The organism is Streptomyces sp. NRRL WC-3549, from assembly GCF_000721935.1.
Taxonomy (GTDB): domain Bacteria; phylum Actinomycetota; class Actinomycetes; order Streptomycetales; family Streptomycetaceae; genus Streptomyces.
This window is the reverse complement of the sequence record NZ_KL585391.1, coordinates 92,486-108,010: the sequence shown is the minus strand read 5'-3', so window position 1 is coordinate 108,010 and position 15,525 is coordinate 92,486. Positions and strand designations below refer to the sequence as shown.

General features: G+C 73.4%; 13 protein-coding genes and 2 pseudogenes. 9 read left to right on the top strand and 6 right to left on the bottom strand.

Annotation, left to right across the window (positions count from 1 at the left end; translation table 11 throughout):
• Window positions 1–542: 542 nt before the first annotated feature.
• From IH13_RS0109055 to IH13_RS0109045, 3 genes are all read left to right on the top strand, one after another.
• Window positions 543–1,556 carry an ArsR/SmtB family transcription factor gene (locus tag IH13_RS0109055; RefSeq protein WP_031082694.1) on the top strand — a complete coding sequence of 338 codons (1,014 nt, stop codon included), beginning with the start codon at window positions 543–545 and terminating at the stop codon, window positions 1,554–1,556.
• 152 nt (window positions 1,557–1,708) lie between these two features.
• Window positions 1,709–2,131 (top strand): VOC family protein, encoded by a 423-nt coding sequence (locus IH13_RS0109050; protein ID WP_031082692.1) that lies wholly within the window; start codon window positions 1,709–1,711, stop codon window positions 2,129–2,131.
• A 160-nt stretch (window positions 2,132–2,291) separates the two neighbouring features.
• Window positions 2,292–3,080, top strand: a complete 789-nt coding sequence (locus tag IH13_RS0109045) for a sulfite exporter TauE/SafE family protein (protein ID WP_031082691.1) — start codon at window positions 2,292–2,294, stop codon at window positions 3,078–3,080.
• Between the two features lie 28 nt (window positions 3,081–3,108).
• On the opposite strand, the gene IH13_RS0109040 is transcribed toward IH13_RS0109045, so the two are convergent.
• The 4 genes from IH13_RS0109040 to IH13_RS0109025 form a co-directional block, all read right to left on the bottom strand.
• On the bottom strand, window positions 3,109–3,741 hold the full coding sequence (locus IH13_RS0109040) for a class F sortase (RefSeq protein WP_031082689.1): 633 nt from the start codon (window positions 3,739–3,741) through the stop codon (window positions 3,109–3,111).
• A gap of 22 nt (window positions 3,742–3,763) precedes the next feature.
• The gene (locus IH13_RS0109035) at window positions 3,764–4,381 is read right to left on the bottom strand and encodes a hypothetical protein (RefSeq protein WP_031082687.1); all 618 of its coding nucleotides are present in this window, start codon (window positions 4,379–4,381) and stop codon (window positions 3,764–3,766) included.
• 335 nt (window positions 4,382–4,716) lie between these two features.
• A complete protein-coding gene (locus tag IH13_RS0109030) occupies window positions 4,717–5,202 on the bottom strand; it encodes a DUF5990 family protein (RefSeq protein WP_031082686.1) in 486 nt (161 codons plus the stop codon).
• Entirely contained in the window at window positions 5,199–5,993 is a 795-nt protein-coding gene (locus tag IH13_RS0109025; protein ID WP_031082684.1) for an aminotransferase class IV, read from the bottom strand. The genes IH13_RS0109030 and IH13_RS0109025 overlap by 4 nt, the downstream gene beginning before the upstream one ends.
• Before the next feature lie 71 nt (window positions 5,994–6,064).
• Between IH13_RS0109025 and IH13_RS0109020 the strand changes: the two genes are divergently transcribed.
• Both IH13_RS0109020 and cutA read left to right on the top strand, forming a co-directional pair.
• On the top strand, window positions 6,065–6,646 hold the full coding sequence (locus IH13_RS0109020) for an NADPH-dependent FMN reductase (protein ID WP_031082683.1): 582 nt from the start codon (window positions 6,065–6,067) through the stop codon (window positions 6,644–6,646).
• Between the two features lie 57 nt (window positions 6,647–6,703).
• Entirely contained in the window at window positions 6,704–7,042 is a 339-nt protein-coding gene (gene cutA, locus IH13_RS0109015; RefSeq protein WP_031082681.1) for a divalent-cation tolerance protein CutA, read from the top strand.
• 212 nt (window positions 7,043–7,254) lie between these two features.
• Here the strand turns inward: cutA and IH13_RS37060 are convergent.
• Window positions 7,255–7,915 (bottom strand): annotated as a pseudogene (locus IH13_RS37060) (SanA/YdcF family protein).
• A gap of 143 nt (window positions 7,916–8,058) precedes the next feature.
• Here IH13_RS37060 and IH13_RS0109005 point away from each other — a divergent pair.
• From IH13_RS0109005 to IH13_RS37055, 4 genes and pseudogenes are all read left to right on the top strand, one after another.
• The gene (locus IH13_RS0109005; protein WP_031082679.1) at window positions 8,059–9,402 is read left to right on the top strand and encodes a deoxyguanosinetriphosphate triphosphohydrolase; all 1,344 of its coding nucleotides are present in this window, start codon (window positions 8,059–8,061) and stop codon (window positions 9,400–9,402) included.
• 140 nt (window positions 9,403–9,542) lie between these two features.
• Window positions 9,543–10,802: an NAD(P)/FAD-dependent oxidoreductase gene (locus tag IH13_RS0109000; protein ID WP_031082677.1), complete on the top strand. Its 1,260-nt coding sequence runs from the start codon at window positions 9,543–9,545 to the stop codon at window positions 10,800–10,802.
• 81 nt (window positions 10,803–10,883) lie between these two features.
• Window positions 10,884–12,791, top strand: coding sequence for a DNA primase (dnaG, locus tag IH13_RS0108995; protein WP_031082675.1), 1,908 nt, complete (start codon window positions 10,884–10,886; stop codon window positions 12,789–12,791).
• 184 nt (window positions 12,792–12,975) lie between these two features.
• Window positions 12,976–14,056 (top strand): annotated as a pseudogene (locus tag IH13_RS37055) (RNA polymerase sigma factor).
• A gap of 24 nt (window positions 14,057–14,080) precedes the next feature.
• On the opposite strand, the gene IH13_RS0108985 reads toward IH13_RS37055, so the two are convergent.
• The coding region (locus IH13_RS0108985) for an ABC transporter ATP-binding protein (RefSeq protein ID WP_031082673.1) at window positions 14,081–15,525 on the bottom strand (1,445 nt) is incomplete at its 5' end.

The following is a 15,525-nucleotide window of genomic DNA, read 5'->3' as shown; positions in this document are numbered from 1 at the left end:
GCTGAGCCCCGCTCAGCGGCCCCTTCTTCCGGGTCCACCGGCCGGCCGTCCCTCACCCTCGCCCGAAACCGGCGGCGGACCCGGAAAACCGGAAGCGGCGGCATCCTGTGCGGGGGTGCCGCCGCTTCGTCAATGCCCGTGCTTCCACCCTTGTTCATTGAACTGCGAACCGTTCAACCCTGATGCTTCTTTACCGCATTGGGCGAGCAAATCCGGCGCCCGCGGGCCGCGGTGCGGTCCATGGATCCCCACCCATGGACCGCACCCGGCTCGGAGGACCCGGCGGTGACGCCCGGCCCTCTTACCCCCGTCGGATGCGGAGCCGCTCCGTCCGCCACCTCCGCCGAACGGGCGAAGCCCCCCACGGCCCTCACCCGCTCTTTCGGTGACGAAAGGAATCGCACCCGACGCCGTACAGCTTTTCGGCTGGCGGGGGTGCGGGCGAGAGGTTTCAACTCTGGCCGAAACCCCGTGGTGACCTCCTGTGACGATATGCATACCCTTTGATGGGGGCGATTGCGGGTGCAACAGGTGGGGGTTCGGTGCTGCGTATCCATATGTCCGGGGAGGACCTTTCCAGGGTCCGGATGGCCGCCAGGCCGGACGCAATGTGGGAAACCATTCTCAGTTTCCACCGGCTGCGGGACCGGCGCGGTTCCTCGGTCTTCGGGAAATGGCGGGCGGAATCCCGGGCCCGGCTGAATGGTGAAGCACGTCTGCTGTCCGCGCTCGTGCCGCCCCGCGGCTATTTCCCGGACTTCCTGACGCCCTCGCGGGAAGGCGCCGAGCCATTCGGCCTCGACGCCGGAATGGAGGCGCTGCGCGACACCCCGGCGGACCGGCTCCGCGGCGAACTGGCGCTGCTGGCCAGGAGCGCCCCCCGGTCACGGCAGCCGGGCGGACGGCCGCCCACCGCGCTGCTGGACGCGCTCGCCGAGGGGCGCGCCGAGCCGCTGGGCCGTCTCATCGGCGCCCTGCGCGGCTACCACCGGGCCGCCGTCGAGCCGTACTGGGCGCACATCCGGGCCAGTGTCGAGGCCGACCGGGCGGTCCGGGGCCGTGCTCTGCTGGACGGCGGGGCGGAGGAGCTGCTGGCCACCCTGCCGTCCATGATCCGCTGGCGCCGGCCGGTGCTGGAGGCGGACTACCCCGTCGACCGCGACCTGCGGCTGGACGGGCGGGGACTGCTGCTGCAACCGTCGTTCTTCTGCCGGGGCGCCCCGGTCGTCTACCGGGACCCGGACCTGCCGCCGGTCCTCGTCTACCCGGTCACCCACCCGGCGGCCCCGGCGTCCGCCGAGCCGGGCCCCTGGCTCGGGCGGCTCGTGGGCCACACCCGCTCCGCCGTCCTCCAGGCCGTGGGCAACGGCTGCACGACGAGCGAGCTGGCCCTCAGGACCGGGGTGTCCCTCGCCTCGGCCAGCCAGCACGCCTGCGTCCTGCGCGAGGCGGGCCTGCTGCTGAGCCTGCGGCACGGCGGATCGGTTCTGCACACGCTCACCCCGCTGGGCGCCTCCCTCCTCCGGGGCGGGGCCGCCCCGCTCGCCCTGTCCTGACCGGGCGCACAACGGGCGCCCGGGACCGAGGGGGCGTATGTCTCTTCCCGGGACCGATGAGTCGCGCCCGCCACGATCGTCTACCTCTCGAAAGCACTCGAACACGGTGCCGCGGAGCGCGCACGACGTGCCGGAACGGAAGAGGGAGAACCATGACCACACCTCAGATGATCTTCGTGAACCTGCCGGTCAAGGACCTGGAGGTGACGAAGGGCTTCTTCGGGAAGCTCGGCTTCGGCTTCAACCCGCAGTTCAGCGACGACACGACGGCCTGCATGGTCATCAGCGACACCATCTACGCGATGCTCATCAGCGAGCCGCGCTTCAAGGAGTTCACCAAGAAGGAGATCGCCGACGCCGGGAGGACCACCGAGGTCCTCATCGCCCTGAGCGCCGAGAGCCGCGCCCGGGTCGACGAGCTGGCCGACGCCGCGCTCGCCTCCGGCGGGGCCCCGGCCAACGACCCCATGGACATGGGCTTCATGTACGGCCGCTCCTTCCAGGACCCGGACCACCACATCTGGGAGGTCGTGTGGATGGACCCGCAGGCCGCCGCGGACGGCCCGCGGAGCTGAGACCGCGCGGGCGGCCGGCGGCGCGGGGGAGACCGCGCGCCGCCGCCACGGCACCGTCCGTGCCGCCCGCCCGGACCGGGTGCGCGGCGCCCCGGCGCCTGCCGGAGGTCACCGACCCACTGGTTGGACGAGGCACCTATCGCATGCCTAGGGTCACCCCGTGCCCGACATAACCCTGACCACCCTCGTCCTCCTGTGCCTGGCCGCCGCCGCGGCGGGCTGGATCGACGCGGTGGTGGGCGGCGGCGGACTCCTCCTGCTGCCCGCCCTGCTGCTGGGCCTGCCGCACGTCCCGGCCGCCCATGTGCTCGGCACCAACAAGGCGGTCGCCATCGTGGGTACCACGGGCGCCGCCGTCACCTACGTCCGCAGGGCGCCGGTCCAGGTGGCCACCGCCGTGCGCATCGGACTGACGGCCCTGGCCGGCTCGATGGCCGGTGCCTTCTTCGCCGCCGGCATCAGCAGCGACGTCCTGCGTCCGGTCATCATGGTCGTACTGCTGGCCGTCGCGGCCTTCGTCCTGGCGCGGCCGGCCTTCGGGGCCGCGGCGGGCGACGGCACGGACCGGAAGGTCACCCGGGCCCGGCTGGTCACCGCGATCGTGCTGGTCGGCGGCGGCATCGGCTTCTACGACGGCCTGTTCGGGCCGGGGACGGGCACCTTCCTGGTGCTGGCCCTCACGGCGGTGCTCCACCTCGACCTGGTCACCGCCTCGGCCACCGCCAAGATCGTGAACGTCTGCACCAACGCCGGCGCGCTGGCGATGTTCGCCTACCAGGGCAGTGTGCTGTGGCAGGCGGCCGCGCTGATGGCCGCGTTCAACCTGGCGGGCGGACTGATCGGTGCGCGGATGGCGCTCCGCAAGGGCAGCGGCTTCGTGCGCGGGGTCCTGCTGGTCGTGGTGTTCTCGCTGGTGGCCAAGCTCGGCTTCGACCAGTGGACGGCCTGAGACCGCCGGCCCGGCGGTACGTCAGGGGTCACCGCACCTCGGCGAGGTGGGCGTACGCCACCACGTTCCCCTGGTAGCCGGTCTCGCGGGTGTAGCCGCCCCCGCAGGTGATCAGGCGCAGGGTGGCGTCCGCCGAGGCGCCGTAGACCCGCTCGTCGGGGAAGGCGTCGTTGTCGTACACCTCCACCGCGTCGACGGTGAAGACCGCGGTGCGGCCGTCCCGCCGGTCGATCTCCACCGCCGCCCCCTTCTTCAGGGAACCCAGCAGGTAGAAGACGGCCGGCCCCTCCGCGTTGTCGACGTGGCCGGCCACGATCGCGGTGCCCTGCGCGCCGGGCGGGGTGCCGTTCCCGAACCAGCCCGCGAGGTTGCGGTCCTCGGCCGGCGGTACGTCCAGGCTGCCGTCCGCGCCCAGGCCGAGCCGGGTCATGGGCGCGTCCACACCGATGCGCGGAATGCGGATGCGGACGGGTTCGGAGGAGCGCAGCGGCGCGACGACGGCCGAGCCCGCCCGGGGCCCGGGGTCCGCGGCGAACGCCTCCGAGGCCGACGGCTGCGGGGCGACGAGCCGCTCCGGCGCGCCGTTCTGCACGAACCAGAGCCCGCACAGCGCGGCGATCCCCGCGGTCCAGGCCCGGGCCCTGAGCGTCGTACGGTCCACGGCGTCGTCCTCACCCGCCCCGTCAGACGCCCCGGGTGTCCGGCGTGCGGCCCCGCCGGGCGAGCCACACACCGCCGACGGCCGCCACGCCGAGGAGGCCGCCGCCCACGGCCAGTTGGGCGGTGTCGGGTGCGGCGCTCCCGCCGATCCCCGTCCTGACGTGGCCGGAAGGCCGCTCGGTGGGGGTGGGCGCGGGCCGGGTCACCGGCGGCTTGCCCGGTCCGGGGTCGGTTCCCGGCTCGGGCCGGGTGCCCGTCCCGGGGTCGGTTCCGGGCTGGGGCCAGGTGCCCGTCCCGGGCTTCGCTCCGGTCAGGGAGGCCGCTCCCTCGTCCCCTTCCTCCCCTTCGTCCGCCCCGGACCAGGGGGAGGAGCCGGCGCCCAGTTCGGCCGCCTCCTCTTCCGGTGCCGCTCCTTCGTCTCCTTCGTCTCCTTCGTCTCCTTCGTCGCAGAGGAGCGCGGCGTCCTCGGCCGCCGCGGAGCCGGCGCGGCACTCCCCGGCGTCCGGTGCGGCGGTCGCCGTGGTGCGCCCCGGTCTGCCGAGTCCGTCCGCGTACACGGTCGGGGCGGTGGCGAGGCCGAGCGCGGCGGCGGTGAGGGCCGCGGCGGCGGTGCCGGTCACGAGGCGGGCGGGGCTGCGCATGCGAAATCCTCCGGGCAGACGGATGTGTCCTGCGTCCCAGACAACGCCGGGCGATGGCCCGCCGCACGTTGACGGCCGTTCGGCCTTCACCCGTCCGGAGGCCCCGGCCGCGTCACCGGCCTCGGGCCGGCCCAGGTCGTGGCCGCTCCGAGGGCCGTCGGGGCGTGCCGGTGCCGAACGGGTGACGACCCCTCACCGAAATGTGACGCAGGTCACACGAATGAGGTGGCGTGGCCCGGGCACACGGAAGACACCCCCCACGGGACGGCACCCCCCCGCCGCCCCACGGCGATCGCCCTCACCGGTTCACCCCCCCCGGACCGGTGAGGGCGATGTCATGTCAGGTCCGTGGCGGACCACTCGACGTCCGGCGGACGCACCCGGGCGCACCGGGGCCGCCCCGCCCCGTCGCTCAGCCGCAGCCGGGCGGTCAGGCGGCCGGAGCGGACCGCGTCGCCGAGGACGTCCGGGTCGACATCGGCCATCATCAGCTTCGCGCGCCGGAACATGCTGAAGAGGCCGGTCCCGTCCACCGTGCCCCAGGACAGGTAGACGAAGCGCCCGCCCATCCGGTTCTGGACGTACGGTCCCGACACCTCGACGCCCTCCGGGGCGGACAGGGCCGTGCAGTCCAGGGTCCAGGAGACCGCGGGGGCGTCCGCGGGACACGGGCCGAGCAGCTCTCCGGGGCTGTCCTTGCGCTGCACGCCCACGTGGACGTCGTCGCGGCCGGGGGAGTCGGGGCCGGGGGGCCAGGTGCGGCCGGGGAGGTGTGTCGCCTCGATACGGATCTGCAGAGGGCTCCGGTCCGGCACGGTCAGACACCTGCCCGGGGCGCGTCCGCGTACGCCTGGTCCAGGTCCTTCATCAGGGCCTCGTCGACCGCGAAGGAGGTGTCGTCGATCCGGTGGACCGGGGCGATGCCCTGCGAGTTGCTGACGAACGCCGCCCGGAAGGCGCCCAGGCCCTCCAGCGTCACCGGCCGCCGCGCCGTGGGGCGGCCCGACCGCGCCAGTCCGTCCTCCAGGAGCGCCATCGTCACACCGGTCAGCAGTGGGGCGTCCGGCCACACCACCGACGCGCCGTCCCAGAAGCCGACGTTGGTGACGGCGCCCTCGGTCACCACACCGCCGGGAGCCGTCAGCAGCGCCTCGTCGAACCCCGAACGCCGGGCCCGCCTGCGGTAGTAGGTCTGGCCGAACTCGCCCGGCCGCTTCACCTGGGGGAGGGTGCGCGCGAAGGGGACGGACATCAGGGCCTGCGGGGCGGCGGACAGGTGGGCCGGTGCGCCGACCGTCACCATCACGGCGGTCTCCGGGTGGTCCGGCGGCAGATAGCCGTGGACCCGCACCGACGCGTCCCGCACCCCGGCGCCGTCCAGCGCGTGCCCGACCAGCGCCCGGACGCGCCCCCCGTCCAGGGGTAGGCCGAACAGCTCGCGGTTGGCCGCGTCCAGCCGGTCCAGATGGAGGCCGAGGCCGCGCACCTCCCGGTCGCGGACCTGCAGGGCGGTGAAGTGGCCGAAGCCGGAGAAGGCGGGGACGCGCAGATCCTCCGCGGTCGCGGGGCGGCCGTTCATCTCGACGTGCGGCGGGGGCGCGGGAGTCGTCATACGGCCCACGGTAGGGGGTGCGGTGGGCCGGACTTGATCTCAACCATGGTCGAGGTGTGAGCCTGAGGCGCATGGACCTCACCCCAGCCCGTCCACTTCCGTCCGACGCCGCGCTGAAGGTGGCCGTCATCCTCGGCAGCAACCGTGAGGGTCGCTTCGGCCCGGTCGTCGCCGAGTGGTTCCTCTCCCGCACGGCCGGGCACCCGGACATCGAGACGGACCTGATCGACACCGCCGACTCCGAACCCCCGTCCGTCCCCCGGCCCGTCGGCATCGAGGCCCGGCTGGACCGGGCCGACGCCTTCGTCGTACTGACGCCCGAGTACAACCACTCCTACCCGGCCCCGCTGAAGCACCTCATCGACCGGCACCGCACCGAGTGGCAGGCCAAACCCGTGGCCTTCGTCTCGTACGGCGGGATCTCCGGGGGGCTGCGGGCCGTCGAGCACCTGCGCCAGGTCTTCGCGGAACTGCACGTCGTCTCCGTGCGCGACACCGTCTCCTTCCACCAGGCGGGCACCCTCTTCGACGACCGGGGCGCCCTCAAGGACCCGGCCCCCGCGGAGGCGGCGGCCACGAGGCTGCTGGACCAGCTCCTCTGGTGGGGCCTGGCCCTGCGCGAGGCCAGGGCGCGGCGTCCCTACGGGGGCTGAGGCGGGGGGCGGACAATCGTCGGGACAGGCACACCGGCCCGACCGAGGAGTGACGGCATGACCGAGCCCGCATGGCTGACCGTACTGACCACGACGGACAGCGAGGACAAGGCCGGGGAAATCGCCCGGGGCGCGGTGGAGGCGCGGCTCGCCGCCTGCGCCCAGATCTCCGGACCCGTCACCTCCGTCTACCGGTGGCAGGGCGCCCTGGAGCAGGCCCAGGAATGGCAGGTGCTGCTCAAGACCACGGCCCTGCGGTACGACGAACTGGAGGCCCACCTCCTGACGGCGCACGACTACGACACCCCGGAGGTCATCGCCACCCCGGTGGTCCGCGGCAACACCCGCTACCTGTCCTGGGTGGCGGCCGAGACGGCGCCCCCGGCGGCCCTGTGACCCGGTCCCCGGCCGCGGCCGGCACAGGGGGCCCTGCGGGGCGCCGCCGCCGGCGCGCGTGACCACGGTCCGCGCCGCGCGGGCCGTGGTCACGGACAGCGCCCGCCCCTCCTGCGGGCGCCGTTCCGCCGGACCGGTCCGGGCCGGGGGGCCATCTCGCGGGTGCCACCGTGACGGGCTCCCCGCGCGCCGGCGGCACGCCCCCGCCCGGCTCAGCCGGCGTCGGCCGCCAGCGCCTCGGCCACGCCCGGCTCACGCGGACCCAGGAAGTGCGGATCCGGCTCGAAGACGATGTCCAGGAGCGCCTTGCCCGCCGCGAAGACCTCCCGGGTCCCGCCGTAGTACCAGGTCGCGTCGTGGACGGCGTCCACCCCCACCCCGTACGCGTCGATTCCCGCCGACCGGCACAGGGCGATGGCCCGCCGGATGTGGAAGCCCTGGCTCACCAGCACGGCCCGGTCGACCCCGAAGATCCTCTTGGCCCGGACGCAGGAGTCCCAGGTGTCGAACCCGGCGTAGTCGCTCACGATCCGGTCGTCGGGGACCCCGTGGGCGGTGAGGTACGTGCGCATGGCGTCCGGTTCGTCGTACTCCACCCGGCTGTTGTCCCCGGTGACCAGCACCACCTTCACCGTGCCGCGGCGGTACCGCCCCGAACACCACGGCGACCTGCTGGGCGGGCGCGTCCGCCGTGGTGCGCACCCGGGCGTCGGCCACCGTGTGCAGCCAGGTGGCGGGCGCCAGGGCCGCCGCACAGGCCACCATCAGCGCCTGCACCAGCCGGCGCCGCCCCCGCCGGGTACGAGGCAGCCGGGGCCGTACCGCCCCCCACCACCCCGGGACCGCAGGCCCTCCCCGCGCCCTCAGCCGCATGCGGAACCCCCTTCGTCGTCGCCGATGCCTCACCGGCAGGGACGGGCCGGAGGCCGAAGCGGTTCGAGATGTGTATAAGAGACAGGACCTGCCCCGTCCGCGGCTCCGCTCGGCGCCGGGGCTGGGCCGTTAGTGTCGGGGGCATGGACGGTACGTACGACATCCGGGACATCGAGGAGCACGGCGCCACGCGACACGGCGCCACGCCCTACCGCGCCGGTGACACCGAGCGGTGGGACACCGAGGCGGAGAAGAAGCCCGGCCGCACCGCCTTCCAGCGCGACCGGGCCCGCGTGCTGCACTCCGCCGCCCTGCGCCGGCTCGCCGGGAAGACCCAGGTCGTCACCCCCGGCACCCGCGGCACCGCCTGGGACGCCAGCCCCCGCACCCGGCTCACCCACTCCCTGGAGTGCGCCCAGGTCGGCCGGGAACTCGGGGCCGCGCTCGGCTGCGACCCCGACCTCGTCGAGACCGCCTGCCTCGCCCACGACATGGGCCACCCGCCCTTCGGCCACAACGGCGAACAGGCGCTGAACGACTTCGCCTCCGACTGCGGCGGCTTCGAGGGCAACGCCCAGTCGCTGCGCCTGCTGACCCGGATCGAACCCAAGCGGTTCGTCCGCGACCCCCGCAGCGGCGAACTCGTCAGCGTCGGCCTCAACCTCACCCGCGCCGCGCTGGACGCCGCCACCAAGTACCCCTGGCCCCGGGGCGCGCACCCGAGCGACCCCGGCTCGCCCAAGTTCGGCGTGTACGAGGACGACCTGCCGGTCTTCGAGTGGGTCCGCGCGGGCGCCCCGGCGGGCCGCACGTGTTTCGAGGCCCAGGTCATGGACTGGTCCGACGACGTGGCGTACTCGGTACACGACTTCGAGGACGGCCTGCACGCCGGACACATCGACCCGGCGCTCCTCCGCGCCGAGGCGGAGCGCGAGGAGATCTGGGGCGTCGCCGTCGGGCGGTACGTCCCCGCCGACACCGACCCGCAGGAACTCGCCGACGCCCTGGACCGGCTCCTCGCCCAGGAGTGGTGGCCGCACGGCTACGACGGCTCCGCGGTCGCCCAGGCCCGGCTGAAGGACGCCACGAGCCAGCTCATCGGCCGCTTCTGCAAGGCGGCCGAGGACGCCACCCACCAGGCGTACGGCCCGGGCCCGCTCACCCGGTACGGCGCCGAGCTGGTCGTCCCGGCCCGGGTCCGCAACGAGTGCGCCGTACTCAAGGCCGTCGCCGACCGTTACGTCATGCAGCGCGCCGAGCAGGAGGTGCTCCGCGCCGACCAGCGGATCGTCATCGCCGAACTGGCCGCCGCGCTCACCGCCCGCGCACCGGACGGCCTGGAGCCGCAGTTCCGCGCGCTGTTCACCGCGGCCCCGGACGACCGGGCCCGCAAGCGGGTCCTCGTCGACCAGATCGCCGCCCTCACGGATGCCTCGGCCCGCACCCTGCACCGGACGCTCACCGGCACCCGGCAGACTGGAACATGACCGGGACACATGACTCCCGGGGCGCTCGCGTCATGCCCCGGGTGTGACCTGATCGGGGCACACCCCCTTTCGCCACCACGCCGGGTGCGGGACGCTCGCACGTGGTGGCGCCGCGCAGCACAGCACCGAGGAGGCTTCAAGTGGTCGACGCAAACCGGACGTTCGTCATCGTCGGCGGGGGACTGGCAGGGGCGAAGGCGGCCGAGACACTCCGCGCCGAGGGATTCACGGGACGTGTGATCCTGATCGGCGACGAGCGCGACCATCCCTACGAACGCCCGCCCCTGTCCAAGGGCTACCTGGCCGGGAAGGCCGAGCGGGACGGCGCCTTCGTCCACGAGACGGCCTGGTACGCCCGCGCCGACATCGAGCTCCACCTCGGCCAGGTGGTCACCTCCATCGACCGGGCCGGCCGCTCGGTGCAGCTCGGTGACAACACCGTCGTCCACTACGACAGGCTGCTCCTGGCCACCGGGGCCGAACCCCGCCGCCTCGACATCCCGGGCACCGACCTGGTCGGCGTCCATCACCTGCGCCGGCTCGCCCACGCCGACCGGCTGCGCAACGTGCTGTCCGCCCTCGGCCGCGACAACGGCCACCTGGTGATCGCCGGCGGCGGCTGGATCGGCCTGGAGGTCGCCGCCGCGGCCCGCGGATACGGCGCCGAGGTCACGGTCGTCGAGCCCTCGCCGACCCCGCTGCACCACGTCATCGGCCCCGAACTGGGCCAGATCTTCACCGATCTGCACACCGCGCACGGCGTCCGCTTCCACTTCGGCGCCCACCTCACCGAGATCACCGGCCAGGACGGCCTGGTCCTCGCCGCCCGCACCGACACCGGCGACGAGCACCCCGCGCACGACGTGCTCGCCGCGATCGGCGCCGCGCCGCGTACCGCGCTCGCCGAGGCCGCCGGGCTCGACATGGCCGCTTCGGAGCACGGCGGCGGCGTCGCCGTCGACACCTCGCTGCGCACCTCGGACCCGCACATCTTCGCCGCCGGGGACATCGCCTCCGTGGAGCACCCGCTCTTCGGCACCCGGCTCCGGGTCGAACACTGGGCCAACGCCCTGAACGGCGGACCGGCCGCCGCCCGGGCCATGCTCGGCCAGGACGTGACGTACGACAGGGTGCCGTACTTCTTCTCCGACCAGTACGACCTGGGGCTGGAGTACTCGGGCTGGGCGCCCCCCGGCTCGTACGACCAGGTCGTCATCCGCGGGGACGCCGGGAAGCGGGAGTTCATCGCGTTCTGGCTGAAGGACCGGCGGGTGCTGGCCGGGATGAACGTCAATGTGTGGGATGTCACCGACCGCATCCAGCAGCTGATCCGCAGCCGCCGGGAGACCGACCCCGACGCGCTCGGCGACCCGTCGGTGCCGCTGGATTCCCTGGTCTGAGCCCTGCCGGGACACCGGGTGGCCCCCGGCCCGGCGGGACGGCCCCGGCCGCCCGCCCGGCCGGGGCCGTAGACTTCACCCGTGGCAGGCAGGATCAATGACGACGACGTGAAGGCGGTCCGGGACGCGGTCCCGATCGACGCCGTGGTCTCCGAGTACCTCCAGCTGCGCAACGCCGGCGGCGGCAACCTCAAGGGCCTGTGCCCCTTCCACGACGAGAAGTCCCCCTCCTTCCAGGTCAGTCCGAGCAAGGGCCTCTTCCACTGCTTCGGGTGCCAGGAAGGCGGCGACACGATCGCCTTCGTGATGAAGATCGACCACCTCACCTTCTCCGAGACGGTCGAGCGCCTCGCCGGTCAGGCGGGCATCACCCTGCGGTACGAGGAGGGCGGCTACAACCCCTCCCACCAGCGCGGCGAACGCATCCGGCTGGTCGAGGCGCACAAGATCGCCGCCGACTTCTACCGTGAGCAGCTGAACGGCCCCGAGGCCGAGATCGGCCGCCGCTTCCTCGCCGAGCGCGGCTTCGACCAGGACGCCGCCGCCCACTTCGGCGTCGGCTACAGCCCGGCCGGCTGGGACCACCTCACCCGCTACCTGCGCGGCAAGGGCTTCAGCGACCGCGAACTGATCTCCTCCGGCCTCTCCCAGGACGGCCGGCGCGGCCCCATCGACCGCTTCCGCGGCAGGCTGATGTGGCCGATCAGCGACACCTCCGGGGAGACCGTCGGCTTCGGCGCCCGCAAGCTCCGCGACGACGACAACGGCCCCAAGTACCTCAACACCCCCGAGACCGCGATCTACAAGAAGTCCCAGGTGCTCTACGGCATCGACCTGGCCAAGAAGGACATCGCCAAGGCCAGCCGCGCCGTCGTCGTCGAGGGCTACACCGACGTCATGGCCTGCCACCTCGCCGGGGTCACCACCGCCATCGCCACCTGCGGCACCTCCTTCGGCAACGACCACATCAAGATCCTGCGCCGGCTCCTGATGGACAACGGCAGCGCCCGGGTGATCTTCACCTTCGACGGCGACGCCGCCGGCCAGAAGGCCGCCCTGCGCGCCTTCGAGGACGACCAGAAGTTCGCCGCCGAGACGTACATCGCGATCGCGCCGGACAACATGGACCCGTGCGACCTGCGTCTCGCCAAGGGCGACGACGCCGTCCGCGACCTGGTCGAACCCCGTACGCCGCTCTTCGAGTTCGCGCTCCGGCAGATCGTCGGCCGCTACGACCTGGAGACCCCGGCCGGCCGCGCCGCCGCCCTCGACGAGGCGGCACCGGTGGTCGCCCGCATCAAGAACAGCTCCTCGCAGCACGAGGTCGCCGTCCAGCTGGCCGGGCTGCTGGGCATCCTCGACACCCAGTTCGTCGTCAAGCGCGTCGGCCAGCTCGCCCGCTGGGCCCGCGACCGGGGCGACCGCGGCGCCGCGCCCGGCGGCCCCTCCCGCGGCGGCCCCGCGCAGCACCAGGCGCCCGCCCCGAGGCCGCCCTCCGGCCCCGCGCTCAACCTCCGCAGCCCCGCCCACCGCACCGAGCGGGAGCTGCTCAAGCTCGCCCTGCAGAAGCCCGCCCTGGTCTCCCCGGCCTTCGACGCCTACGGGGAGGACGAGTTCACCGCCCCGCCGTACGCGGCGGTGCGCCGCTGCATCGCGGAGGCGGGCGGCGCCGAGCAGGGGCTGGCCGAGACCCGCGACTACCTGGCAGCCGTCCTGGACGCCGCACCCGACGACACCGTGCGCAACCTGGTCACCGAACTCGCCGTCGAGGTGTTCCACGGCAAGTCCATCGACGAGACGTACGCCGGCATGCAGCTCGTCCACGTCCGGCTGCGCGCCGTCGACCGCAGGATCCACGACGTCCAGGGCAGCCTCGCCCGCCTCGGCCACAACGTGGCCCCCGACCACCTCGCCGCCGCGCAGAACGAGGTGTGGGTCCTCCAGCAGTACGCCGAAAGCCTGCGCAGCCACGGCGCCGCCGCCCTCTGAGCGACCGAGCCCCGTCACGGCCCGCGCCCAGAAAGTCACCGCACGCCCCTCGTGGCGGCGATGTGTCGTACCCCACACTGGTGGCGGTACCCAAGGCCCGTACGGCGCTCCGGGCAGGGCGTCGCGAGCCTGCCCGGACCTGGTACGGGCGCTGAGTGGGTCCGATCACCTGGAGGTCGCCCCCGTGCAGACCCGTACCGTGCCGACGACCGAGCACGTCCCGGCCGTCCCCGCCCAGGACCGGGCCTCCCGCCACCCGGAGACGGCGGGCGTGCCCGAGCCGGTGCTGGAGGAGCCGGTGGACGCCCCCGGGCCCCCGGGCCGCCCGGAGGCCGGCGGCCCCACCTCCGACCTGTTCCGCCAGTACCTGCGGGAGATCGGCCGCATCCCGCTGCTCGGCGCCGCCGACGAGGTGGAACTCCGACGAGGTGGAACTGGCCCGCCGCGTCGAGGCCGGACTCTTCGCCGAGGAACGGCTCGCCGCCACCCCCGACCCGGACTCCCGCCTCGCCGCCGACCTGGACCGGCTCGTCGTCATGGGCCGGACGGCCAAGCGGCGGCTCATCGAGTCCAACCTCCGCCTCGTCGTCTCCGTCGCCAAGCGGTACGCGGGCCGGGGCCTGACCATGCTCGACCTGGTCCAGGAGGGGAACCTCGGACTGATCCGGGCCGTCGAGAAGTTCGACTACACCCGGGGCTACAAGTTCTCCACGTACGCGACCTGGTGGATCCGCCAGGCGATGTCCCGCGCCCTCGCCGACCAGGCCCGCACCATCAGGGTCCCCGTCCACGTCGTGGAGCTCATCAACCGGGTCGTCCGGGTCCAGCGCCGCCTGCTCCAGGAACGCGGCCACGAGCCGGCCGCCGAAGAGGTCGCCGCCCAGCTCGGCCTGACGCCGGAACGCGTCGACGAGGTGCTGCGCCTGGCCCAGGAACCCGTCTCGCTGCACGCCCCCGTCGGCGAGGAGGACGACGTGGCCTTCGGCGACCTCATCGAGGACGGCGACGCCCCCTCCCCCGTGGAGTCGGCGGCCTTCCTGCTGCTGCGCGAACACCTGGAGGCGGTGCTCTCCACCCTCGGCGAACGGGAGCGCAAGGTGGTGCAGCTGCGCTACGGCCTCGCCGACGGACGCCCCCGCACCCTGGAGGAGGTCGGCCGGCTCTTCGGCGTGACCCGCGAACGCATCCGCCAGATCGAGTTCAAGACCCTCGCCCGGCTGCGGGACCACGCCTTCGCCGACCAGCTCCGGGGCTATCTGGACTGACCCCGGAACCGGCCGGCGCACCGCTCACTCGACCTCGGCCGGCGCCTCCGCGAACTGCGCCGCGTACAGCCGGGCGTACGCGCCGTCCGCCGCCAGCAGCTCGTCGTGCGTGCCCTGTTCGACGATCGACCCGTCCTCCATCACCAGGATCACGTCGGCGTCCCGGATGGTGGAGAGCCGGTGGGCGATCACGAAGCTCGTACGGCCGTGCGCGAGGCGGGCCATCGCCTTCTGGATCAGCACCTCGGTACGGGTGTCCACCGAGCTGGTGGCCTCGTCGAGCACCAGGATCACCGGGTCCGACAGGAACGCCCGAGCGATGGTGATCAGTTGCTTCTCACCCGCGCTGACCCCCGAACCCTCGTCGTCCAGCACCGTGTCGTACCCGTCGGGCAGGGTACGGACGAAGCGGTCGGCGTGGGCCGCCTTCGCCGCCTCCTCGATCTCCTGGCGGGTGACCTCGCGCGAGGCCCCGTAGGCGATGTTCTCCGCGATCGTGCCGCCGAACAGCCAGGTGTCCTGGAGCACCATCCCTATGCCGGACCGCAGGTCGTCGCGCGACATCCGCGCCACGTCGACCCCGTCCAGCATGATCCGGCCGCCCGTCACCTCGTAGAACCGCATCAGCAGATTGACCAGCGTCGTCTTGCCGGCGCCGGTCGGGCCCACGATCGCGACTGTCTGCCCCGGCCGCACGGACAGCGACAGATCCTCGATGAGCGGCTTCTCCGGGTCGTACCGGAAGGCCACCTTCTCCAGGACGACGTCGCCGCGCAGTTCCCCGGGCCGCTCGGCCGCCACCGGGTCCGGGCCCTGCTCCTCGGCGTCCAGCAGCTCGAAGACCCGCTCGGCCGACGCGACGCCCGACTGCAGCAGGTTGGCCATCGAGGCGACCTGCGTCAGCGGCATCGAGAACTGCCGCGAATACTGGATGAACGCCTGCACGTCACCGATGGACAGCGCCCCGGAAGCCACCCGCAGCCCGCCGACGACCGCGACCAGCACGTAGTTCAGGTTGGACACGAACATCATCAGCGGCTGCATGATCCCGCTGTTGAACTGGGCCTTGAAGCCGGCCCGGTACAGCGCGTCGTTCTGCTCGGCGAAGTCCTTCGCGGACTCCTCCTGCCGCCCGAAGACCTTCACCAGGGCGTGCCCCGTGTACATCTCCTCGATGTGCGCGTTGAGCTTGCCCGTCACCTGCCACTGCGCCACGAACTGCGGCTGCGACCGCTTTCCGACCCGCGCCGCCACCAGCGCCGACAACGGGATCGTGACCAGCGCCACCAGGGCGAGCAGCGGCGAGATCCAGAACATCATGACCAGGACGCCGACGATGGTCAGCAGGGAGTTGATGAGCTGCCCCATCGTCTGCTGGAGCGTCTGCGAGATGTTGTCTATGTCGTTCGTCGCCCGGCTGAGCACCTCGCCGCGCTGCTGCCGGTCGAAGTACGACAGCGGCAGCCGCG